The following is a 23,234-nucleotide window of genomic DNA, read 5'->3' as shown; positions in this document are numbered from 1 at the left end:
ATAGACATGAGATGAAAGACGGAAGATAATTGGGTAACGCTTCTCACTATTTTCTCACGATAACATCTTTAAATTCAGAATAAAATATATGAAAATAGGAATAGTGTGTTACCCCACTTTTGGGGGAAGTGGCGTGGTTGCCACAGAATTGGGCTTGGAACTTTCAAAACGCGGGCATGAAATCCATTTTATAACCTACAACCAACCGGTGCGTTTGGAACTGCTAAGCAATAACGTGCATTACCATGAAGTGAACGTTCCCGAATACCCGCTGTTTCATTACCAACCCTACGAACTGGCCTTGTCAAGCAAATTGGTTGACATGGTTAAACTCCACAAAATAGAGATTTTACATGTACACTATGCCATTCCGCATGCGTATGCCGCTTATATGGCCAAAAAAATGTTGGAAGATTTAGGTATTTATATCCCCATTGTAACAACCTTACATGGTACCGATATAACCCTTGTGGGCAGTCATCCGTTTTATAAAACGGCCGTTACGTTTAGCATCAATAAATCGGATGCGGTAACAGCGGTATCACAAAGTTTAAAGAAAGATACCATGCGTTTGTTCGATATAAAAAATGAAATTAGTGTTGTACATAATTTTATAGATTTAGAAAAATACGCCCATAAATTTTCAGATTGCCAACGTGGAATGATGGCGAAAGAGGATGAAAAAATCATTACGCACATCAGTAACTTACGTCCCGTGAAGCGTTCGCAGGATGTTATCAGCATTTTCTATAACATTCAAAAGGAAATGCCCGCAAAGTTAATGCTTATTGGCGAAGGGCCCGAGCGGGAACAGATAGAATACCGCTGTCAGGAATTGGGCATTTTGGATAAGGTTATTTTCTTCGGAAAAAGTAACGAAATCGATAAGATATTGTGTTTTAGCGATTTGTTTTTATTACCATCGCAAACAGAAAGCTTCGGTTTGGCCGCTTTAGAAGCCATGGCATCTGGCGTTCCTGTTATTTCTAGCAACACAGGGGGAATTCCTGAAGTTAATATTCATGGCGTTTCGGGGTTTTTAAGCGATGTGGGCGATATAGGCGATATGACCAAAAACGCCCTATATATTTTGAGCGATCCGGAACGCTTGGCAACCTTTAAAGCCAATGCAAGAAACACTGCAAAAAAATACGATTTGCATACCATTGTACCGCAATACGAAGTTATTTATGAAGATACCTTGGCAAAATGCATGGTTTAACTGTATTTAAGATATATCTGGAATACATCACTAAGCAAGTTCATGAAATCAATAAAAATTTGAGATTTTTGGAAATGGCATCTAAATTACTTTAGGTGCCATGATGATTATCTTGCTGATTCTGTTTGTTCTATAGGAATAAATTTTTTTTCCAGATTACAGATACTTAATTTCTACTGCGGTTTAGTATTTTAAACTCTTCGTAACATTCGCTTATGGCATCTAAAATCTGCAAATCGTTGGCCGTTTGAATAAAACTTTTTGAATAGTTGCACTGACTTACAATTTCATCCAGGTCTATTCGGTCAACTTGTAGCAAAACCATAAGCATTTCACGGTCAAAACGGGTAGCCAACAGGTTTCTAATTTCATCATCCTGTTTCATTTTTTTCAATTTTCGCATCTCGTTGGGGTTTTTGCCAAACATGCGGTGCAAAAAATCGACCGGATTAAAAATGGAACCCATAATTTTGGTCACCGCTCCCGGTGAAGATGCCTCATAACCCGTACTGGGCAATCCGGAAATGCTATAACGGTAATTGTTATTGATAATGGGCACTTGCTTAATGTCAACTTCTAAATACCCCGTTAATTTTAGTTGGTTTACAACTACTTCTTCAAGCGCGAGTGCTAATTCGGTTAGTTCAATTTTGGAACTTCCAAATTTAAGCCAGTCGTTGGTAACCCTAACTTTTATCGATTTGAAACCCAAGTACGAAAAATGCAGGGTATCGTTCGCTTTTGCCGAAATTTTAAATTCACCTTTACTATTGGTAGCGGTACCAACCACTTGGTTAAGGTTTACAATGTTTACGCTCTCCAATACATCGCCGGTAGAAGCATTTACGACCACTCCCGTAGCTTTATCTAAATCTTGTGCCACTGCAGCGGCCGAAATAAATAAAAATAAATATAGGAAGTACTTCATATCATGAATTGGTTAATGCTTCGTGGGTTATAAAAGTACTAAACAAAAGATTAATAATAAATTTCTGAGTTTATTTTGACTTAATATTAACAAAAAGGCGATTAACGTCGGGAACGTCTGGGTTTTGAAATGGCCGAATCGGTTGGTTTGAAGTTGCCTCCAGCACGTCTTGCAGCCCTATTGGGAGCGCCATTGGTGTTGGGTTTGAAATCGCCCGAGCGCCTTGGTTTGGCGTCGCTACTGCTTCTTCTGTCGGGTCTGTTTCCCGAATCGCCTCTGGAACCTGAGCGTCTGTCGTCACTTCTTCTTTCACGTTTTCCACCGCTAAACCTGTCTGAACGTTTGCCACCGCCGCCGCGGTTTTCAGAAACTTCAACATTTACAAAGCGGCCTTCATGCTTATAATCGGTAAAAAATGCCAACACTTTGTCTTTTAATTCATTTTCTGTATTGAAAAACGAGAAGCTATCTTTAACTTCCACCTTAAAAACGTCGTCCCTACCCAGTTCAAGCACTTCTTTTAAAAAGTCTTTTAATTTCATCCAGTCAAAACCGTCCTTACTCCCCACGTTTATAAAATAACGGGTAGAATCGGAGCCCCCTTTAAACTCGCGACCGCCATCACGTGCGCCATCCCTATCACGGAAATCGGCATCGGAAACGTTCAGGTTTTTGGATTTTTGGTAATAGTTGAAGAAACGCGTGAATTCAACTGAAAAGAATTTCTTGATAAGTTCTTCCTTGCTGGTGTCTTCAAACAATTCATTGATGCTGGACAGGTATTTTTCAATTTCGGGATTAATCGCCGTGTTATGGATTTTATTGGCAAGCGACATTAATTGCACTTCACAAATTTCCATGCCATCTGGGATGTCTTTTTTCTGGAACGCTTTATTGATAATGCGCTCAATACTTTTTATTTTACGCACTTCACTTTTTGAAACGATAACCATGGAAACGCCTGTTTTTCCAGCGCGTCCTGTACGCCCTGAGCGGTGGGTGTAGGTTTCAATTTCATCGGGAAGTTGGTAATTTATAACGTGTGTAATGTCATCTACATCAATGCCACGTGCTGCCACATCGGTAGCGACAAGCATTTGGATTTGGTTTTTCCTGAAGGAATTCATCACCAAATCGCGTTGGTTTTGACTTAAATCGCCATGGAGGGCACCGGCACTGTACCCGTCTTCAATTAAACGCTCTGCTACTTTTTGGGTGTCGTTTTTTGTGCGACAGAATACAACCGAAAAAATATCGGGGTTGGCATCTGCCAAACGTTTTAAGGCATCATAGCGGTCGCGTGAATTCACCAAATAATATTCGTGCGATACCTGATTGGTACTTTCGTTTTTGTTGCCCACCGTAATTTCCTGTGGCTTGCGCATAAAGTTTTTTGCGATGGCAGCAACTTCGCGCGGCATGGTTGCTGAAAATAGCCAGGTGTTTTTTTCTTGGGGCGTGAAGGAAAGTATATCGGTAATATCTTCCTTAAAGCCCATGTTCAACATTTCGTCGGCTTCATCTAAAACAGCATACTCAATTTTTGAGATGTCAACCAATTTTCTGTTAATCATGTCTTTCATTCGGCCCGGTGTAGCTACAATAATTTGTGCCCCTTTTTTTACTTCCCTTGCTTGGTCGGTAATACTGGAACCACCATAAACAGCTACCACGTTCAGGCCTTTATAGTACTTGCCATAAAGTTTCATTTCGTTGGTAATCTGTAGGCAAAGTTCGCGGGTTGGCGAAAGAATTAAGCCTTGTGTGGTGCGGCTATCCACATTTATTTTGTGCAGCATTGGGAAACCAAAGGCCGCTGTTTTTCCGGTGCCGGTTTGGGCAAGTGCTACTAAATCGGTATCCGATTCCAGTAAAATGGGAATGGCTTTGGTTTGTACTTCGCTGGGGGTTGTAAAGCCTAAATCGGTAATGGCATGTAAAAGGTCGTCATTAAGACCTAAATCTTGGAATGTGTTCATTCGTTTATAAGTATTCGATGGTTTATGTCGTGTTAAACAAGAAGCGTATCGACTTAATAAACCTAAACTTCTAGTAACACATCCTCACCCTGAGGAATTTCAAGCGGCAAAGGTACGTTTTTATTTGAAACTACCTAGTGCTGAATTGATTATTTTGCTATTAACCCTTTCAGGGTTTAAAAACCTGAAAGGGTTAACTATGAGGTAAAATTTTGAATTGGAAGCGATAGTTGCGTTAGCGATTGTAGTGGTTAGCTTTTGGCGAGCGGCCGCATCGAGCCAAAACTATGAACGTAAAGCGAGACCCTTGTGGTAACGCCATAAAAAAAGCCTTAACTATTTGTTTGTTAAGGCTTTTTGGTTTAGTTTAATGTTTAGTTAGTGTATTATCCGTTCATGGATATTAAAAATTCTTCGTTGTTTCTGGTTTGTTTGAAGCGTTCGTTTATAAATTCCATAGCCTCAACGGGGTTCATGTCTGCAAGGTATTTGCGCATTACCCACATGCGTTGTATGGTGTTTTCGTCCAGTAGTAAATCGTCGCGACGGGTGCTTGAGGACGTTAAGTCGATGGCAGGGAAAATACGGCGGTTGGATATTTTTCTGTCCAATTGAAGCTCCATGTTACCGGTGCCTTTAAATTCCTCGAAAATAACCTCGTCCATTTTAGAGCCTGTTTCGGTAAGAGCGGTTGCGATAATGGTTAACGAACCACCATTTTCGATGTTACGTGCGGCGCCAAAAAAGCGTTTTGGTTTGTGCAGTGCGTTGGCATCGACACCACCACTCAATATTTTGCCCGATGCGGGCTGTACGGTGTTGTAGGCGCGTGCCAAACGGGTGATGGAGTCTAACAATATTACCACATCGTGCCCACATTCAACCAAGCGTTTGGCCTTTTCAAGAACGATATCGGCAATTTTAACGTGCTCGTGCGCTTCTTTATCGAAAGTTGATGAGATTACCTCGCCTCGTACATTGCGTTGCATATCGGTAACCTCTTCGGGGCGTTCATCGATGAGTAAAATCATTAAATACACTTCCGGATGATTGGCGGCAATGGCGTTTGCCACATCTTTAAGCAACATGGTTTTACCTGTTTTTGGTTGCGATACAATCATACCGCGTTGGCCTTTTCCGATGGGTGAAAACAAGTCCATGATGCGCGTGGAAATAGTGCTTTGTTTTTCGGCAATGTTGAATTTTTCTTTTGGGAATAAGGGTGTTAAGTGCTCAAAAGAGACGCGATCGCGCACCACTTCGGGTTTTTGTCCGTTAATTTTGGTTACCTTTATTAGTGGGAAATATTTTTCGCCTTCTTTTGGTGGCCTTACGTTGCCCAGAACGGTATCGCCCTTTTTTAGTCCAAACAATCTTATTTGCGACTGTGATACATAAATATCATCGGGCGATGATAAATAATTGTAATCGGATGAGCGCAAAAAGCCGTATCCATCTTGCATAATATCTAAAACGCCTTCGCTCTCAATAATGGCATCAAACTCAAAATCGGGCTCGCGGTAGCGGTTTCTAGTATCCTTATTGCCTGCATCAACGTTTATATTACCATTTTTTTGGTTTTTATGTTGGTTTGGATTTTGGTTTTGGTTAGGATTTTGATTTGGGTTTTGGTTCTTTTGGGGCTGGTTATGCTCTCTTTTTTGAGGCTGCTTTTGTTGGTTGTCGTTTTGGCGCTCGTTTTGGTTTTTTTGCTTTGGTGTGTTTTGGGGTTTTGGTTCGGTCTTGTTTTCGGCGGTAGGCGTATTGGTTGCTTCAGTTATTTCAGCTTTTGGTTCTTTTGCGGCCTTTGGTTCTTGTTTAACTGGAGTGTTCTTTACAGGTTTGATAACGCGCTGCCGTGGTTTTTTTGGTTCTTTTTTTTCTGGGGTACTTTCTGCGGCTTCAGGTTTTGGCTCTATAACGGCTTCAACCGCTTTGGGGTTTGCTGCTTGGTGATCTAAAATTTGGTAAACAAGATCGGATTTTTTTAGGGAACGAAACTTTGGGACGTTCAGTTTTTGTGCTATCTCTTGTAAATCAGACAGCTTTTTTTCGTTTAATTGAGAAATTTCAAACATAAATGTTTATTGAATGTGTGTTTTGAATATAAATTTTGAGTTGTTCTGAAAAAAATTGATTTTATTCTGAAGAATTAACAACCTCTACTTGTGGGTGTTGAGAATTTTATGCAATTATACAACTTTAATTTTATTTTTTTACACTAATTTTATAAAAGAAACTATTATTTTTGTGCACCGGCATTATATAGCAATATGTTACAGCGCATCCAAACCGTCTATCTTTTAATTGCAGCCCTAGTTTCGGCTGGCTTTATATTTGTATGGCATTTATGGGTTACCAATAACGAGGTTGTAGTGTATGCCAAGGATAATTTGCTGTATTTAAGTCTTTTTTTAGGCTCTGCATTATTATCTTTAATTGCAATTTTTAAGTATAAAAACAGGAAGTCGCAGTTTATTTTGGGGCGACTCAACATCATATTAAACTTTATTTTACTAGGATTTTTTGTGTATCAATCTCTAAATGTATCTGGAGAAACGGCGGTTTCTGAGAAAGGTATTGGGATGTTTCTTCCTATTGTTTCTATCGTGTTTTTGGCCCTAGCCAATAAGGCCATCAAGAAGGATGAAGATCTCGTAAAATCTGTAGATCGATTGCGATAAAACCTTATATCTTAGTAGTATTAGTGCGTTAAAACCCAGAGTGAAAGCTTTGGGTTTTTTAGTTTTATTGTTTGGGCGTTACCACAAGGGTCGGGCTATACGTTACAAGTCCTCGCTCTCCCGATAGCTATCGGGAGAGCTGTGGGCTTTTCACTTCTATCCCTAACGCAAATTAAACAACCAATAAAAATTGGTTTTTAAAAAAATGATGGTATCAATGGCGTTTTTCAAACTCAATTACTTCTAAGTTATCAATTTTAGAACCATCAATAGTAAAACGAAGCATGGTTCTAACCTTATGGAACCCATGTTTACCAACCGCACCAGGGTTCATGTGTAGTAAATTCAATTTTTTGTCAGGCATCACTTTTAGTATATGCGAATGTCCGCAGATAAACAGTTTTGGTGGATTTATTCTAATCTCCTCACGAACCCGAATGTTATAAGCACCAGGGTAACCGCCAATGTGCGTTATCCAAACCTCTACATCTTCACAAATAAACCGATTGTTTTCTGGGAATTCCGAGCGTATTTCGGTACCATCAATATTCCCGTAAACCGCTCTTAAAGGTTTTAGTTTTTTAATGGCGTCGGTCACTTTCAAATCGCCAATATCGCCCGCATGCCAAACTTCATCGGCCTGTTGTACATATTTTAGTATGTTGGCATCCATGTAACCGTGCGTATCCGAAAGAAGAAGTATGTTTGTCATATAAAATGTTAATCGTAAATTTAATCCCGATAGCTATCGCGACGTAAATCTACTTATCTTTGCACTTTCAACAAAAGTATAAAAAACAAATTGCGATATTTTATAGAATTTTCTTATCATGGTGCTGCTTATAATGGTTGGCAAAATCAGCCCAATGCCTTAACCGTGCAAGAAGTTCTTGAAAAAGGGCTGTTGTTGCTTTTAAAAACGCCCATAAGTACCGTGGGCGCTGGCAGAACCGATACAGGCGTGCACGCTAAACAAATGTTTGCCCATTTTGATACGGATGTTGTTTTTAATGAAGCAGATTTGATCTACAAACTAAATTCATTTTTGCCGAACGATATTGCCATACATGCTGTTTTTAAGGTGAAAGAAACCGCACATGCCCGATTTGATGCGATAAGTAGAACGTATCTGTACCGAATTTCGTTGCAAAAAAATGTGTTTAATTTTGCTTCGGCGTATTATGTGAAACTGAATTTGGATGTTGAAAAAATGAAGGAAGCTACAAAAATATTATTTCAGTATCGCGATTTTCAATGTTTTTCAAAAGTAAATACCGATGTGAAAACCTATAATTGTGAATTGATGCAGGCCGAATGGTTTTTTGAGGACGACGAACTTCATTTTACTATCAAAGCCAATCGTTTTTTAAGAAATATGGTACGTTCCATTGTAGGTACCATGGTACAAATAGGTTTAGGCAAGTTGCAGGTTGAAGATTTGCATGCCATTATTAAATCTAAAAACAGACGGGAAGCTGGGTTTTCGGTACCTGCCCATGCGCTTTATTTAACCAAAATTGAATATCCAAACGCTATAAAATTATAATGGCCAAAGAAAAAGAAAATATTTTCGATTATAGATTGTTTAAACGCTTGTTTCAATACATAAAACCCTACCAGGGCATCTTTTATGGGTTGTTGGTACTGGTTATACTTTTGGCCATATTTACAACGGCAACACCTTACATTACCAAATACGCCATAGATAATAGCATAGCCGTTAAAGAACCCAAAAGTTTTCTGTTTTATGTAATGGTTATGTTTGCGGTTTTAATTCTTCAAACCATATTCCAGTTGGCTTTTATTTATTATGCGGCTTGGTTGGGGCAAAATTTGGTGATGGATGTACGCGTGAAGCTGTTCAACCATTTGCTTAGTTTTAAAATGAAATATTACGACAATTCCTCGGTTGGTGTGCTCATTACCCGGGCAGTTACCGATATGGAACGAATCGCCGATATTTTTGGTCAAGGATTATTCACTATTTTTAGGGATTTACTGGCCATGGTGGTGGTTTTTGGGGTGATGGTTTATATTAATTGGCGCTTGAGCTTCATCGTGTTCATCATGTTGCCTTTATTAATGTACGCCACCCGTATTTTTCAAAAATATATGAAAGTTACCTTTGAAGAGGTTAGAAATGAAGTATCCAATTTGAATTCATTTGTACAGGAACGCCTTACAGGGATGAAGATCCTGCAATTGTTTACCCGTGAAAAAATTGATTATAAAAACTTTACCGTTATAAACGAGCGCCATAAAAAGGCCTGGTTAAAAACGGTTTGGTATAATTCCATTTTCTTTCCGTTGGCCGATTTGGTTTCCTCCATCAGCATTGGTTTGGTGGCATGGTACGGCGGTTTGAACATTGTATTGAAAGGCACCGAAGTTTCGCAAGGTGATTTAATTGCGTTTGTGATGTTTATCCCGATGTTATTCAGGCCTTTACGCCAAATGGCCGATAATTTTAATACCCTGCAAATGGGTATGGTGGCGGCAAACCGTGTATTTAAAATTTTAGATACCACTTCGCAAATTGACGATAATGGCACCCATATAGCCGAACATTTTAAGGGCAACATTACCTTTGATAAGGTTTTTTTTAATTATGTGGAAGATGAAGCGGTTTTAAAAGGCATTTCGTTTGAGGTGAAACCGGGTGAAACCGTTGCCATAGTTGGCGCAACGGGAGCCGGAAAATCGACCATCATTAATTTGCTGAACCGTTTTTACCAAATTAATAAAGGCGTTATTGCTATTGATGGTATGGATATCAAACAAGTTACCTTGGCATCCTTACGCACACAAATTGCTGTGGTTCTTCAAGATGTATTTCTGTTTGCCGATACCATTATGAATAACATCACGCTAAATAATCCTAAAATAACCGAAGCCCAAGTAATCACTGCCGCCAAAGATATAGGCGTACACGATTTTATAGCCAGTTTACCGGGTGGCTACCACTACAATGTAAAGGAACGCGGGGTGATGCTCTCTTCGGGCCAGCGGCAGCTCATTTCGTTTTTGCGGGCCTATGTAACCAACCCCAGTATTTTGGTTTTGGATGAAGCGACCTCGTCCGTCGATTCGCATTCGGAACAGCTCATTCAAAATGCCACCGATAAAATGACCAATGGCAGAACCTCCATTGTAATTGCCCACCGACTGGCTACCATAAAAAAAGCAGACAAAATAATAGTTATGGATGCCGGCAACATTGTTGAGGAAGGTACCCACGCCCAACTTCTTAAAAAAGAAAACGGCTATTATAAAAATTTATATGAAGTGCAGTTTTTAAAGGAGGAAGCGCTTTAGGCCAAATCCTTTTTAATCATTAGGTTAAGTTGGTCTATATCGTCAAACACCACAAATTCCCCATCCTTAAAATAGGAAATATGGCCTGTTTCCTCACTTACCGCAATGGCCAAGGCATCGGTTTTTTCGGTTATTCCAATGGCAGCCCTATGGCGTAACCCAAAGCGTTTTGGAATGGTTTTTTCATTGTTAACAGGTAATATTACGCGGGTTGCCTTTACAATATTGTTGCTAACAATAATAGCACCGTCGTGCAATGGACTGTTTTTAAAAAAAATACTTTCAATAATAGGCTGGGTTACTTTTATATTCATTTCATCGCCCGTAGTGCTTAAAAAGTCTAAATTGTTATTCCGTTCAAAAACAATTAAGGCCCCTGTTTTAGAACTTCCCATTTTAACACACGCCGATAAAATGGCATCTACATTGGTTTCATCGGTGTTTTCGGTTTTTAAAAATTTAAGCTGTTTTAAAAACTTACCGCGTCGGCTAAAATTAGTAGAGCCCACCATCAACAAAAACTTACGGATTTCCGGTTGAAATACCACGATGAGCGCGATAATGCCCACCTTCATAAAGCCCCCAAAAATGCTGGACAGCAATTCCATGTTTAAAAAATTGGTAAGTCGCCACACCAAATAAATGATGATGATACCAATAAAAATGTTAATGGCAACAGTACCTTTTATAAGCTTGTAGATGTAATAGAGTAGGAGTGCTACCAGGATAACATCAATGACATCAACTACCGAGAATTTTAAGAGGTCGTTAAAAATTTCCAAAGTATTGGGGTTTTGGTAAATTTAATAAAATATGTGTTATGGCGCGTTAAAAATATATTCGTGGTTTGAAATGGACACGTTTTTAGCATCCCATTTAGAAAGTTCTGATTTTATCGTGATGTAATATTGAAATGATAACTGGGCATTGAAAGAAAGATGGTAGATTTTGTTTTCTTCATTTTGGGAACTTTTTTTATTAAGAACCTTCACTAAATTTTTGATATTGGTTTTATATTCATATTCATCTGGCGAGAAAATTATAATGTCGCTCAAATCCATAACGGCGATACTGTATTGGTCTTCAAGTACTGTTTCGGCCTCTTCGGTATGGTAAACAACATGGGTAAACTCGATAAATCCAAGATTTTTCTTACTAACATCGTTGCACGTAAAGTAGTTTTTGGCACTTTCATTCTTATGGCCTGCGTTTCCTTTTTTCTCCTGTAAAAATTGAATGTGTGGAATTACTTGTTTTAACGTAAATCGTTTGTCTACGTTAATTAACCAATTGGTGGTAGTAATCAAGTTTTTTCTGTTCAGGTCCACTTTGTCCGTTTTAGTATCATCATAAAACAGATAAGCCGCAGAAACATCCTCCAATGTTGAAACATCAGCATGGTGTATTTCGGGCAGTTGAATTACTTTTTCTTTTCCACAGGAAAAAATAAAGAGTACCCAACATAAAAGTAATGTAGATTTCATTTTAAGGTTTTAAAGATTCTACTAATTTAATGGTTTCCATGGCTTCTTTTACATCGTGCACCCGTAAAATGGCCGCTGCTTTTTGCAACGCTATGGTATTTAAAACGGTGGTGCCGTTTAAGGCATCGTTTGCTGTAACCCCCAATTTTTTATAAACCATCGATTTTCTGGAAACCCCAACCAACAGGGGCTTGTTTACCATTTTAAATAATTCCAGATTGTTCAATAGCTCAAAATTTTGCTCCAATGTTTTTGAAAACCCAAACCCCGGATCTATAATAATATCTAGCATCCCCAACGCTTGGGCTTCCCTGATGCGTTCAGAAAAATAAAACAAGACTTCTTTTGTAATGTTTTCATAATTAGTGTGTTGTTGCATGGTTTGAGGTGTACCCCTAAGGTGCATTATAACATAGGGCACGCGCAATTTGGCAACGGTTGGCAGCATATTATCGTCTAATTTTCCGGCCGAAATATCATTAATCAAAGCAGCACCTGCTTCAACGGTTTGTTTTGCAATTTCGCTTCTAAAGGTATCTATTGAAATTAAGGCATTAGGAAACGACTTCAAGATTAACTTTACAACAGGCAAAATGCGGTTTAATTCTTCAGTTTCGCTTACATGGTCTGCGTTTGGGCGCGAACTGCAAGCACCCATATCAATAAATGTAGCGCCTTCAAGAAGCATTTTTTCCACTTGCTTTAGAATGGCCGTTTCGTTTAAAAACTTACCGCCATCGTAAAAGGAATCGGGGGTGAGGTTTAAAATTCCCATCACTTTTGGCAACGACAGGTCGATGAGTTTTCCTTTGCAATTAATGGTCATAACGCTAAAATTCCAATAGTTTATGTTCTAAATTCCAAACCTAATACTTTAAATCTGAAACATCAAAAAGAGTTATGAAAACTTTAAACATTAAACTTTTGAACTTTAAACAATTTAAACGAAATTTACGCAAAATTCAATACATTTCATGCAAGATACTTCAAAGCAATATGATGCCGTTATTGCAAACTGCAAAAGTTTATTTGTTAAAAAAATGGCCGATTACGGTTGTGCATGGCGCATCTTGCGGTTGCCTTCGCTTACCGATCAAATTTTCATAAAAGCACAGCGTATTCGAGGACTACAACAAAATGCCGTTAGAAAGGTAGATGAAGATGAAGTGAGCGAGTTTATTGGTATCATTAATTATTGTATTATGGCCCTGATTCAGTTGGAAAAAGGGGTGGTTGAAAAACCGGATATCTCATCCAAAGAGGCCATCGCACTATACGAAAAACAGGTGGCTGCCACCAAAAAATTAATGGAAGACAAAAACCACGATTATGGCGAAGCATGGCGCGATATGCGGGTAAGCAGTTTAACCGATTTGATTTTGCAAAAGTTGTTGCGCGTTAAATCCATTGAAAATAATGCAGGAACCACCCAAGTTAGCGAAGGGGTTGATGCCAATTACCAGGATATGGTAAATTATGCGGTTTTTGCTATGATTTTGCTGGAAGAAAACCAGGCTAAATGATAGTATTTCCTGCAAAGTCAGGAATCCATTATAAAGAGTGAGTTTCAATTTAAAAGATTCCTGCTTTCGTAGGAAAGAAAAAAGTTATGAAATATTTAGTAAGCATATCCAGAATCTTTGTAGGTGTTTTATTCATCATTTCAGGATTGATAAAATTGAACGACCCACTTGGTTTTTCATATAAACTGCAAGAATATTTTAGTGTTGAAGTTCTAAACATCCCGTTTTTAGAGCCTTATGCACTCATGATTTCGGTATTGGTGGTGGTGTTTGAGGTTATTTTAGGGGTGTTTTTACTTATTGGCTACAAACCCAAGTTCACGGTGTGGAGTTTGTTGCTTATGATTGTGTTTTTTACGTTTCTAACCTTTTACTCTGCCTATTTCGATAAGGTTAAGGATTGCGGATGCTTTGGCGATGCCCTAAAGCTAACTCCTTGGGGAAGCTTCACCAAAGACGTGGTGCTCTTGTTTTTTATACTCATTTTATTTTTTGGGGTTAAGCACATTAAACCGGTGTTCAACAACTTACAAATCACTATTTTAGCATCTCTAAGTTTTATCTTTAGTTTCTGGTTGGCTTACCACGTATTGATGCATTTGCCTGTTATTGATTTTAGAGCGTATAAAATAGGCAACAACATACGAGAAGGGATGAGCATACCCGAAAATGCACCAAAACCTGTGGTAGAGTATTATTGGAAATTTAAGGTGGACGGAAAGGAAAAAATTATCACCACAACTGGCACTTACCCATCGGTTGATGGCGAGTTTTTAAGTGTGGACACTAAGGTTATAAGTGAAGGCTATCAACCACCTGTTGTCGATTTTTCGATTGAAAATTCAGATGGGGACGATTTAACGCAACAATTCCTTTCAGAACAAAATCTCATCATCATTGTTTCATATAGCTTGGAGCACATGGAAAAAGCCGGAGCCGATAAATTAAAAACCTTTTCAGATGCTGCATTGAAAAAAGGCTATAAAGTAATTGGTTTAACAGCTTCGGGCGATGCCGAAAAAGAACGTATAAAAAAACAGTACCAGTTAAATTTCGATTTTTATTTATGCGATGAAAAAGCCCTTAAAACCGTGGTACGCTCCAACCCCGGAATTTTAGAATTGCACAAAGGTACGGTAAAGCAAAAAGTGCATTGGAACGATCTTGAAGATTTGAAGCTACTGTTAAAAGTTAAAAGTTAAAAATTAAAAGTTAAAAGTTACTTCGTACAACTAATCTGTTAATGATAAAAGATTTGCAGTTGAGCAAATAACCCATAACCAAATAACCATTCTACAAACTGATAAGCTATCTATTAAATAAAATCACTTATGCAATGCTCACCTTGTTTGGAGTGGTAAGCGTTATTTTCTTTTTGTTTAATGTACTACCGGGCGATCCGGCACAAATGATGTTGGGCCAAAATGAAGATAGTGCCCAATTGGCCATCGTAAAACAAAAATATGGTTTCGATAAGCCGGTAAGTACCCAATATTTTTATTATTTGAATGATTTATCGCCCATTTCCCTTCATTCAAAAAATACCGGGGATTATACCTATTTGAGACCGGGAAAATATAGCGCGATAAAACTATTCGCGATAGGAAACACAACCCTAGTTTTAAAATTTCCTTATTTGCGCGAATCGTTTACCAAACAGGGCAAAAAAGTAAGTGCGGTTTTGGCTGAAACCTTGCCAAATACCTTTGTTCTGGCGGTTTCAGCAATTGTAATAGCCATGCTATTGGGCATTTTTTTAGGTATTATCTCAGCACTTTTTAAAGACCGATGGCTCGATAAAACCATCCAGATTTTCAGTACCTTTGGTATGAGCGTGCCTTCCTTTTTCAGTGCCATTTTATTTGCGTGGTTTTTTGGTTTCATACTGCATAAATACACCCATTTGGAAATGACGGGCAGTCTTTACGAACTCGATGATTATGGCGAATCCAACCATTTAAAATTAAAAAACCTGCTACTTCCAGCCATTGTTTTAGGCATTCGCCCGTTGGCGGTTGTTATCCAACTTATGCGTAATTCGTTACTCGAAGTTTTCAATCAAGATTACATCCGTACCGCAAGGGCCAAAGGGTTAAGTGAGTTTCAAATTATAAAACGGCATGCGGTTAAAAACGCCCTAAACCCTGTGGTTACGGCTATTTCGGGGTGGTTTGCATCCATGTTGGCAGGTGCCGTTTTTGTGGAATATATTTTTGGTTGGAATGGTTTGGGAAAAGAAATTGTAAATGCCCTAAACACCTTAGACTTGCCCGTAATTATGGGTTCGGTTTTAGTGATCGCGTTATTATTCATCATTATTAATATTTTTGTCGATATAATTTACGTTTGGTTAGACCCTAAAGTAAAACTTCAGTAATTTTGCAGTTCCTGCGAAAGCAGCAAACTCTAAAAAAAGGAAAATGAAAATATTCAAATACATACTAATCTTCTCATTCAGCTTTTTAGGCTGCAAAGCACAGGAAAAACCCACCCAATTTTCCGAAGCAGCTTTAAACGACACTTTTATAACGCTTGATGGTGCTACTACAACATTTAAAGCTATTTTGGAAACCAATAAAGGCAAAACAACAATCGTTGATATTTGGGCATCCTGGTGTAGCGATTGCATTAAAGGCATGCCAAAAGTTAAAGCATTGCAACAACAATTTCCTAATGTAAATTATGTGTTTCTATCTTTAGATAAAACCCAAGAGGCCTGGAAAAAAGGTATCGAAAAATACGATGTAAACGGCGAGCACTACTTTATGCAATCGGGTTGGAAAGGCCCTTTTGGGGAATTCGTGCAATTAGATTGGATACCGCGGTACATGGTTATCGACCAAAACGGGAACATAAAATTATTCAAGGCCATTGAGGCTGATGATGAGCAACTTATAAAATTTTTAAAATAACTATTAATAAATTCCCTCGCAAATAAGGGTAAATTCAAAATGAGACAACAAATTGTAGCAGGAAACTGGAAAATGAACAATGATCTGGCACAAACCGAAACATTGATTACAAGTTTAAAAAACCAAACAAAAACATCAAACGCCGAAGTGATGATAGCGCCAACTTTTACCAATTTATGGCAAGCCTACCAAACCTTAAAGGACGATACCATTGAAGTAATTGCACAAAACATGCACTTTGCCGAAAATGGCGCTTATACAGGCGAAATAAGTGCCAGCATGTTAAAGAGCGTTGGTGTAAAAACCGTTATTTTAGGTCACAGCGAGCGTCGTGAATATTTTGGGGAAACCGATACCATTCTCGCAAAAAAAGTCGATACCGCCCTAGCGCATCATTTGCGCGTTATCTTCTGTTTTGGCGAGGTTTTGGCCGATAGAAAATCTGGAAACCACGAAAACATTGTGGAAGGCCAAATTAAAAACGCCTTATTCCATTTAGAAGCTTCTGCATTTAAAAATATCGTGTTGGCTTACGAACCTGTTTGGGCCATTGGCACGGGCGAAACCGCCACTCCGGAGCAAGCACAGGATATGCACGCTTTTATCCGTAAAACCTTGGCAAACAAATACGGCAACGATTTGGCAAACAGCGTGTCCATTTTGTACGGTGGCAGCGTAAAACCCAATAATGCCCAAGAAATTTTCTCGAAACCAGATGTAGATGGGGGCTTGATTGGCGGTGCAGCATTGAATGCTAACGATTTTTTCGCCATCGTAAACGCGTTCTAAATTCAATTAATTTATCAGTTCCTTAAAGAAGTGAATTTTTTTGGCGTTACCCAAGGGTCGGGCTTTACGTTACAATCTTTTTTAAAAAACCATCGTATTGCCTCAGTAAACATGTATTTATTGAGGCAATTTCTAAAAATAGTCACAGCTATTTAGTATTTTTAAAAAAGGATTTTCACTCCAATCCCTAACGCAAACGCACAACTTCAATCAAAAATCCGTAAAACAAAAAATCGTAAATAATCATGTCCAATTTAATATATATCGGCTACGAGTTTAAAGTAACACCCTTGCAACCCGGTACCGAAATACTTATTGCAGAACTTGGTTACGCAGGTTTTGAAAGTTTTGTTGAAACAGATGAAGGCGTTACGGCCTACATTCAAAAAAACGTATGGAACGCCTCCATACTCGACGATGTTCAAATTTTAAATTCAGAAGAATTCAAAATAGATTTCACGTTCAGCGAGATTGAACAAACCAACTGGAACGAAGAATGGGAAAAAAACTTCAACCCAATTGTTGTTGATGGCATTTGTACCGTTCGCGCACCATTCCACGAAAAACCCAATACCAAATACGATATCATCATCGAACCAAAAATGAGTTTTGGAACCGGGCACCACGAAACCACGCACATGATGATTCAGCATATCTTAAAAAATGATTTTACCAATAAATCGGTATTGGATATGGGTTGCGGCACGGGTGTTTTAGCGATTTTGGCCGAAAAAAAAGGCGCAAAACCCATTGATGCCATCGATTATGATAATTGGTGCTATTTGAACAGTATTGAAAATGTGGAGCGTAATAAGTGTAGCCATATTACGGTTATCGAAGGCGATGCCAGCGTTTTAAAAGATAAAAAATACGATATTATCATAGCCAATATCAACCGTAATATTTTGTTGAATGATATGGAAGCCTATGTGGCTTGTTTGAACAAAAACGGACTTCTATTTTTAAGTGGGTTTTACAACGACGATTGTTCCGTTATACAGGAAGCGTGCGAAAATTATGCGTTAAAATTTGTTGAAAAATTAGAAAAAAACCATTGGGTTGCCTTAAAATTTTTAAATTAGTGGGTAGTTTTTTGAAGTTAGAAATAAAATATTAGAAGTTAAAAGTTAATTTAATTCTCATAACCCCATAAAATTTCAACTTTATAAAACTATAAACCGATAAACAACAGGGCAACAAACGTTTTAAGAATAGAAACCATGAGCACTAAAGAAAAAACCTTAGAACAATTACTGGTAGAAGAAGGGTTATTGACCCAAAATGAAATTGTGTTGTATAACGACGACGTAAATACCTTCGACCATGTTATCGAAACGCTAATCTATGCCTGTGATCATACGGCAGAACAAGCCGAACAATGCTCACTTTTGGTGCATTATAAAGGGAAATGTACAGTAAAAACAGGTCTTTACGACGATTTAAAACCGCGTTGCAGCATGTTGCAGGAAGCAGGTTTAAGTGCCGAAATTATTTAATGGCCTAAGCATAATAAAAAAACCACCAAAATCCTAAATTTTGGTGGTTTTTTTATTGCTAATTTTCAAGGGTGTTACTCCATTTTAATAACTATAAATTGGGTGCGTCTGTTAAGTTGATGTTGTGCTTCGGTACAAGGTATTGAACCATCGCAGCCATTTGTTAATTTTTGTTCCCCAAAACCTTTATATGCTGTTATTCGCGAAGGGTTCACTCCTTTGTTAATTAAATACTCATAAGTGGCTTTGGCGCGTTCTTCGGATAAGGCATGGTTGTATGCTGTTGAACCACGAGAATCGGTATGCGACTCAATTTTAATGACCATATTTGGGTAGGTGGTTTTCATCAGACTTACAATGCGATCCAATTCTAACGTACTATCATGGCGAATGTCGTATTTATTAAAATCAAAATAAATAGGTTCCAGTTCTGCAATAGGCGTAACCGTATTTTTTTCTGGATTTATTGCCACGTTTTTAGAGATACTTGTAACGTTTTTTGCAATATTTTTCGACGTTACTGGCACGGAAGAATCAAGATATGCATCCTTTTTAACATTCAAAGTATAGTCGGCGTCTCTATCAATGGTAATGTCGTAGTTTCCATTAACATCGGTCTGTACAGTTGCAACGGGGTTATTGGCGGTGTCAAACAAAGTAACGGTTGCGTTTTCAATTGGCATGTTTGTTTCTGCATTGGTAACCACTCCTTCAATTTTTAATTGTGGCGTTCTGTTGTAAGCATAAATATCGTCGCTGCCCACACCTCCATCTCTGTTTGATGCAAAATATCCGGATAGGCCGTCTTCATTCATAAAAAATGAAAAATCGTCTTTACTGGAATTTATAGGCATTCCTAAATTGATAACACTTACTATTTTGTTGGCATCTGAAACCGTTCCGAATACATCCAACAAGCCCAAACCAGGATGTCCATCAGAAGAAAAGAACAAGGCATCTTCATTATTTAAAAAAGGGAAACTTTCATTTCTATTGGTGTTTATAACGTTTCCTAAGTTTTGAGGCGTGCCGTAAGAACCATCACTTTTTATGTCAACGTAATAAATATCGGTGCCACCAAAACCTCCGGGCATATCGGATGCAAAATATAGCTTTGTATTGTCACTATTTAAAGCGGGATGGCTTATGGAGTAGGAGGGACTGTTGAATGGTACTTCCTGAATGTTTTTCCATGCGTCATCAACGAGGGTGGCCTTGTAAATTTTTAAGTTGGTAACGCCTGCATCGGTTTTTCCTAAAACCCGTTTATTGAAGTCGTTTCTTGAAAAATAGAGTGTTTTTCCGTCTTTTGAAATGGTTAATGGCCCTTCATGGTAAAGGGTGTTGATGTCGCCTTTTATCTTCGATTTTGTGTTTACCACCGTGTCGTTTTTTAACTTCACGTACATATCCAAAAAAGGTTCATTGTTCCAGCCGTAGTTGTTCTTTGTTAAAACGCCTTCATCCCTAGAGGATACAAAATAAACGTTTCCGTTTTTTTCATAGGCTCCAAAATCGCTGTACTTTGAATTGAATTTTACTTCTTTTAAGCTATATGGTGGTTTTGCGCTAAAGATGCTGTTTATAAAATCGGCATCCTTTAAAAATTTAGATTCATTTATTTCGCCGCCAGTATCTTTAAAGCGTTTTAACCATATTCGCGATTCTTTATAATCTTTGGTTCCACGCAATGCTTGTGCATAATTATAGAAATAGTAATTGGGCACGTTGGGTTGTTGAACGGCTTTTTTATAATAGACCACCGCGCTGTCTGGGTTGCGCATGTAGGCATAACAATCGGCCAATTGGCGGGTTGCATAATCGGCATTGTCATTTTTTGAGATAAGTTCCTTATAGGCTTGGGCAGCATGAACAAACGAAAATTTGTTAAATAGGTTATCTGCCTTTTTTTGTAAACCAGATTGCGCTGAAGCAGAAAAACTAACTGCTAAAACGATGCTGGTTACTATGTAGTTTTTTAATCTCATGGGGTCTTTATTTTAATTAAAAATCTAAATAGCGTTTGCTATCAAACGCTGGTGCTTCTTATTCCATTTTAACTACGATGAATTGGGTACGACGGTTTAATTGATGATCGGTTTCCTCGCATTTAGCACCATCTTCGCAACCATTGGTCAATCTACGTTCACCAAAGCCTTCGTGGGCTGTAATGCGTTCGGGCTTAATGCCTTTAGAAATTAAGTATTCATAGGTTGAGTTGGCCCTGTCAATAGATAACTTATCATTGTAGGAAAGTGCGCCTCTGGAATCGGTATGCGATTCAATACGGATTACCATTTCAGGATAATCGACATTCATCAACTTAACAATTTTATCAAGTTCCAAAGCGGCATCTTTACGGATGTTGTGTTTGTCGTAATCAAAATAAATGGTGTTCAATTCGGCAAGTTTAACAACGTCGGGTTTGGGGTTCAACAGTAAATTGGCTTTGATGGTTGTTAATTCCGTTTGTAAATGTTTTGAGGTGAAATTTCTATAATCGTCTATATATTTATTCTGTCCTGCAACAATTTTATAATCTTTGTTCCTGTCTATGTTAATTTGGTAAAAACCATTTTCATCGGTAACCATATCTGCAATTTTATTGCCTTTGTCATCAAATAGCGTGATGAGGGAGTTGGCGACGGGCTTAGTGTTAATGGCATCGGTTACAACCCCTTCAACTTGCAATGTGGGCACTCGGTGGAAGGCATAAATATCGTCATCACCACGTCCGCCTTGTCGGTTGGAAGCAAAATAACCGGTTATTCCGTTGGGGTTCATCGTGAATGAAAAATCATCTTTATTTGAGTTCACGGGAACGCCCAAATTTATAACATCAACAATTTCATCGTTTTCACCTTTAATGGTGCCAAAAATATCGAGTAGGCCCAAACCGGTATGTCCATCGGATGAAAAGAATAAGGTGCCTTCATTATTTATAAAAGGGAACCCTTCGGCACTTTCGGTATTAACAACACTTCCAAGATTTTGCAAATCCCTAAGGGAACCGTCGGGATAAATGTTAACTACCCAAATATCCGAGCCGCCGTGGCCTCCCGGTCTGTCGGATGCAAAATACAGTTTGGTATCGTCAACGTTTAATGCAGCATGTTGGGTTGAAAATTCATCGCTGTTTATTGATAGATCTTCAACATCGGTCCAGATGCTATCGCGTAGGGTCGCTCTGTAAATTTTCATGTTGGTAAGCCCTTTTTTGTCCTTCGCCTCAATTTGGTCTTTATAATTATTTCGCGAGAAATACATGGTACGGCCATCTTTGGTAATGGTTACGGGGCCATCGTGGTATATGGAATTTACATCGCCCTTTAATTTGGCACTATGGTCAACATTTCTTTTGGTTTTGGCATCGGTTACATAAACATCCAAAAAAGGTTGTTCGTTCCAGCCATAAAGGCGTTTGATGGCAACACCTTCATCGCGGGAAGACGTAAAATAGACTTTTCCGTTCTGTTCAAAAGCACCAAAATCGCTAAATTTTGAATTGAAATAGACCTTATCGAGGAAATATTGTTGTTTTGCATTGAAAATGCTAGTGATAAAATTGGCGTCTTTTGAAAAATCGTTGGCATTTACAACACCCCCGGAGTCCTTAAAACGCTGAAGCCAAACTTCAGATTCCTTATAGTCTTTGATGCCTCGAAGCGATTGTGCATAACTATAATAATATTCAATGGGCACTTTTTCTTGTGCCACCACTTTTTTATAGTAGCGCGACGCATTTTTTGGGTCTCTTAAAAGGGCATAGCAATCGGCCAGCTTTCGGGTAGCATAGTCTTCGTTGTACTTGTTTGCTATGAGTTCTTTGTAAACTTCCGCAGCTTTTACAAACGAGAATTTATTAAACAAGGTGTCTGCCCGTTTTTGCTTTCCTTGTTGTGAAAACACAGAAACACTTAGCATTATTGTGATACAAACTAATATGTAATTTTTAACGTTCATAAAAAAAAGTATTAGAAATATCGAGGTGATTTTAATTTAGAACTTAAGAATTTGAATTCGTACATCAATAAAATCTCGTGCGTTCCGGTGGTGTACCGCGCAATTTCAGAGATTGGTTTTTCATAGGCATAGCCTATGCGCAACTGTCTGGACACTTGAAAATCGGCTATACCACCAATGGCGGCTGTTTTTTCGTTGATTCTATACGAACCTCCAATCCAAAACTTTTCGTTGTACAAGAAGTTTGCCGTTAAATCGTAAGATACGGGTGCACCATTGGTTGCTTTTACTAAAAATGCAGGTTTGAATTTGAAGCTGTTGCTTAAATCGACTACTACGCCACCAGTGAAATAGTAACTTAATCTATCTAAGGCCTCGAACCCTTCTTCGGTGTTTTTATCGGTATTTAACACTCGAGGTGTTGATAGACCGAAATATACCCGGTTTGTGCTATAATAAACACCAAGCCCAATATTGGGGGTCCAGCGGTCTTCAATGCCATAAATTGATGGGTCGAAACTTTCGGCTTCGCGAAAATCGGGATCTAAACTATATTGTGTAAATCCACCTTTAATACCAAACGCCAGTTTTCCTGTTTTTCCTGTTGGAATTGAATACGAGAAATCGCCATATAAATAGGTGAAGTTTTCGGGACCTAAATCATCTTCAATAAAAGATAACCCCAAACCAATGCGGTCGTTTCTTAACGGCGTATGGATAGAAAGTGTTTGTGTAATAGGACCGCCTCTAAAACCAACCCATTGGCTTCGGTGCAAGCCCACAATACTTAAAGCTTCCCTGCTCCCTGCATAAGCGGGGTTTATGGATATTGTATTGTACATATACTGGGTGAACTGCGGTAACTGTTGCGCCATTCCAACCGTACAGCCAAACAATGCCATTGCGATTATGTGATTTTTAATAAATTTCATAGGTTAA

General features: G+C 38.5%; 21 protein-coding genes. 11 read left to right on the top strand and 10 right to left on the bottom strand.

The window, feature by feature from the left end; translation table 11 throughout:
* The first annotated feature begins 88 nt into the window (after nt 1-88).
* Nucleotides 89-1,222 carry an N-acetyl-alpha-D-glucosaminyl L-malate synthase BshA gene (gene bshA, locus GQO80_RS02360; RefSeq protein WP_157206636.1) on the top strand — a complete coding sequence of 378 codons (1,134 nt, stop codon included), beginning with the start codon at nt 89-91 and terminating at the stop codon, nt 1,220-1,222.
* A 166-nt stretch (nt 1,223-1,388) separates the two neighbouring features.
* Here the strand turns inward: bshA and GQO80_RS02355 are convergent, their stop codons facing one another.
* The 3 genes from GQO80_RS02355 to rho form a co-directional block, all read right to left on the bottom strand.
* Complete coding sequence (locus tag GQO80_RS02355) at nt 1,389-2,150, bottom strand: carboxypeptidase-like regulatory domain-containing protein (protein ID WP_157206634.1); 762 nt, start codon at nt 2,148-2,150, stop codon at nt 1,389-1,391.
* Between the two features lie 101 nt (nt 2,151-2,251).
* Nucleotides 2,252-4,129: a DEAD/DEAH box helicase gene (locus GQO80_RS02350; protein ID WP_157206632.1), complete on the bottom strand. Its 1,878-nt coding sequence runs from the start codon at nt 4,127-4,129 to the stop codon at nt 2,252-2,254.
* Nucleotides 4,130-4,515: 386 nt separating this feature from the next.
* Nucleotides 4,516-6,207, bottom strand: coding sequence for a transcription termination factor Rho (rho, locus tag GQO80_RS02345; protein WP_157206630.1), 1,692 nt, complete (start codon nt 6,205-6,207; stop codon nt 4,516-4,518).
* Between the two features lie 195 nt (nt 6,208-6,402).
* Between rho and GQO80_RS02340 the strand changes: the two genes are divergently transcribed.
* On the top strand, nt 6,403-6,813 hold the full coding sequence (locus tag GQO80_RS02340; RefSeq protein WP_157206628.1) for a DUF4293 domain-containing protein: 411 nt from the start codon (nt 6,403-6,405) through the stop codon (nt 6,811-6,813).
* Nucleotides 6,814-7,027: 214 nt separating this feature from the next.
* Here GQO80_RS02340 and GQO80_RS02335 read toward each other — a convergent pair whose 3' ends face one another.
* A complete protein-coding gene (locus tag GQO80_RS02335) occupies nt 7,028-7,525 on the bottom strand; it encodes a metallophosphoesterase family protein (RefSeq protein WP_157206625.1) in 498 nt (165 codons plus the stop codon).
* A gap of 90 nt (nt 7,526-7,615) precedes the next feature.
* On the opposite strand from GQO80_RS02335, the gene truA reads away from it, so the two are divergent.
* Nucleotides 7,616-8,359: a tRNA pseudouridine(38-40) synthase TruA gene (truA, locus tag GQO80_RS02330; RefSeq protein ID WP_157206624.1), complete on the top strand. Its 744-nt coding sequence runs from the start codon at nt 7,616-7,618 to the stop codon at nt 8,357-8,359.
* Nucleotides 8,359-10,128 carry an ABC transporter ATP-binding protein gene (locus tag GQO80_RS02325; RefSeq protein WP_157206622.1) on the top strand — a complete coding sequence of 590 codons (1,770 nt, stop codon included), beginning with the start codon at nt 8,359-8,361 and terminating at the stop codon, nt 10,126-10,128. Before truA ends, GQO80_RS02325 begins: the two co-directional genes overlap by 1 nt.
* Here GQO80_RS02325 and GQO80_RS02320 read toward each other — a convergent pair.
* From GQO80_RS02320 to folP, 3 genes are read right to left on the bottom strand one after another with little or no spacing between them, the layout of a single operon-like run.
* Nucleotides 10,125-10,910: a diadenylate cyclase gene (locus GQO80_RS02320; RefSeq protein WP_157206620.1), complete on the bottom strand. Its 786-nt coding sequence runs from the start codon at nt 10,908-10,910 to the stop codon at nt 10,125-10,127. The genes GQO80_RS02325 and GQO80_RS02320 overlap by 4 nt on opposite strands.
* Nucleotides 10,911-10,946: 36 nt before the next feature.
* The gene (locus GQO80_RS02315) at nt 10,947-11,612 is read right to left on the bottom strand and encodes a hypothetical protein (protein ID WP_157206618.1); all 666 of its coding nucleotides are present in this window, start codon (nt 11,610-11,612) and stop codon (nt 10,947-10,949) included.
* A gap of 1 nt (nt 11,613) precedes the next feature.
* Nucleotides 11,614-12,438 (bottom strand): dihydropteroate synthase, encoded by an 825-nt coding sequence (gene folP, locus GQO80_RS02310; protein ID WP_157206617.1) that lies wholly within the window; start codon nt 12,436-12,438, stop codon nt 11,614-11,616.
* A 148-nt stretch (nt 12,439-12,586) separates the two neighbouring features.
* On the opposite strand from folP, the gene GQO80_RS02305 reads away from it, so the two are divergent.
* From GQO80_RS02305 to GQO80_RS02275, 7 genes are all read left to right on the top strand, one after another.
* Nucleotides 12,587-13,135: a DUF1599 domain-containing protein gene (locus GQO80_RS02305; RefSeq protein ID WP_157206616.1), complete on the top strand. Its 549-nt coding sequence runs from the start codon at nt 12,587-12,589 to the stop codon at nt 13,133-13,135.
* Nucleotides 13,136-13,221: 86 nt separating this feature from the next.
* On the top strand, nt 13,222-14,337 hold the full coding sequence (locus GQO80_RS02300) for a BT_3928 family protein (protein WP_157206614.1): 1,116 nt from the start codon (nt 13,222-13,224) through the stop codon (nt 14,335-14,337).
* Nucleotides 14,338-14,435: 98 nt separating this feature from the next.
* Nucleotides 14,436-15,512, top strand: coding sequence for an ABC transporter permease (locus tag GQO80_RS02295; protein WP_157206611.1), 1,077 nt, complete (start codon nt 14,436-14,438; stop codon nt 15,510-15,512).
* 43 nt (nt 15,513-15,555) lie between these two features.
* Nucleotides 15,556-16,047 carry a TlpA family protein disulfide reductase gene (locus tag GQO80_RS02290; protein ID WP_157206609.1) on the top strand — a complete coding sequence of 164 codons (492 nt, stop codon included), beginning with the start codon at nt 15,556-15,558 and terminating at the stop codon, nt 16,045-16,047.
* A 39-nt stretch (nt 16,048-16,086) separates the two neighbouring features.
* Nucleotides 16,087-16,836, top strand: a complete 750-nt coding sequence (tpiA, locus tag GQO80_RS02285; RefSeq protein WP_157206608.1) for a triose-phosphate isomerase — start codon at nt 16,087-16,089, stop codon at nt 16,834-16,836.
* A 245-nt stretch (nt 16,837-17,081) separates the two neighbouring features.
* Nucleotides 17,082-17,918: a 50S ribosomal protein L11 methyltransferase gene (gene prmA / locus GQO80_RS02280; protein WP_157206606.1), complete on the top strand. Its 837-nt coding sequence runs from the start codon at nt 17,082-17,084 to the stop codon at nt 17,916-17,918.
* 138 nt (nt 17,919-18,056) lie between these two features.
* Nucleotides 18,057-18,332, top strand: a complete 276-nt coding sequence (locus tag GQO80_RS02275) for an ATP-dependent Clp protease adaptor ClpS (RefSeq protein ID WP_157206604.1) — start codon at nt 18,057-18,059, stop codon at nt 18,330-18,332.
* Between the two features lie 74 nt (nt 18,333-18,406).
* Here the strand turns inward: GQO80_RS02275 and GQO80_RS02270 are convergent, their stop codons facing one another.
* From GQO80_RS02270 to GQO80_RS02260, 3 genes are read right to left on the bottom strand one after another with little or no spacing between them, the layout of a single operon-like run.
* Nucleotides 18,407-20,320: an OmpA family protein gene (locus GQO80_RS02270; protein ID WP_157206602.1), complete on the bottom strand. Its 1,914-nt coding sequence runs from the start codon at nt 20,318-20,320 to the stop codon at nt 18,407-18,409.
* Between the two features lie 58 nt (nt 20,321-20,378).
* Nucleotides 20,379-22,295: an OmpA family protein gene (locus GQO80_RS02265; protein WP_232333096.1), complete on the bottom strand. Its 1,917-nt coding sequence runs from the start codon at nt 22,293-22,295 to the stop codon at nt 20,379-20,381.
* A gap of 11 nt (nt 22,296-22,306) precedes the next feature.
* Nucleotides 22,307-23,227 (bottom strand): PorP/SprF family type IX secretion system membrane protein, encoded by a 921-nt coding sequence (locus GQO80_RS02260; protein WP_157206598.1) that lies wholly within the window; start codon nt 23,225-23,227, stop codon nt 22,307-22,309.
* Nucleotides 23,228-23,234 lie beyond the last annotated feature (7 nt).

The organism is Mariniflexile maritimum, from assembly GCF_009746565.1.
GTDB classification, from domain to species: domain Bacteria; phylum Bacteroidota; class Bacteroidia; order Flavobacteriales; family Flavobacteriaceae; genus Mariniflexile; species Mariniflexile maritimum.
Note: the sequence above shows the minus strand (reverse complement) of the source record. Positions and strands in the feature narration are given on the sequence as shown.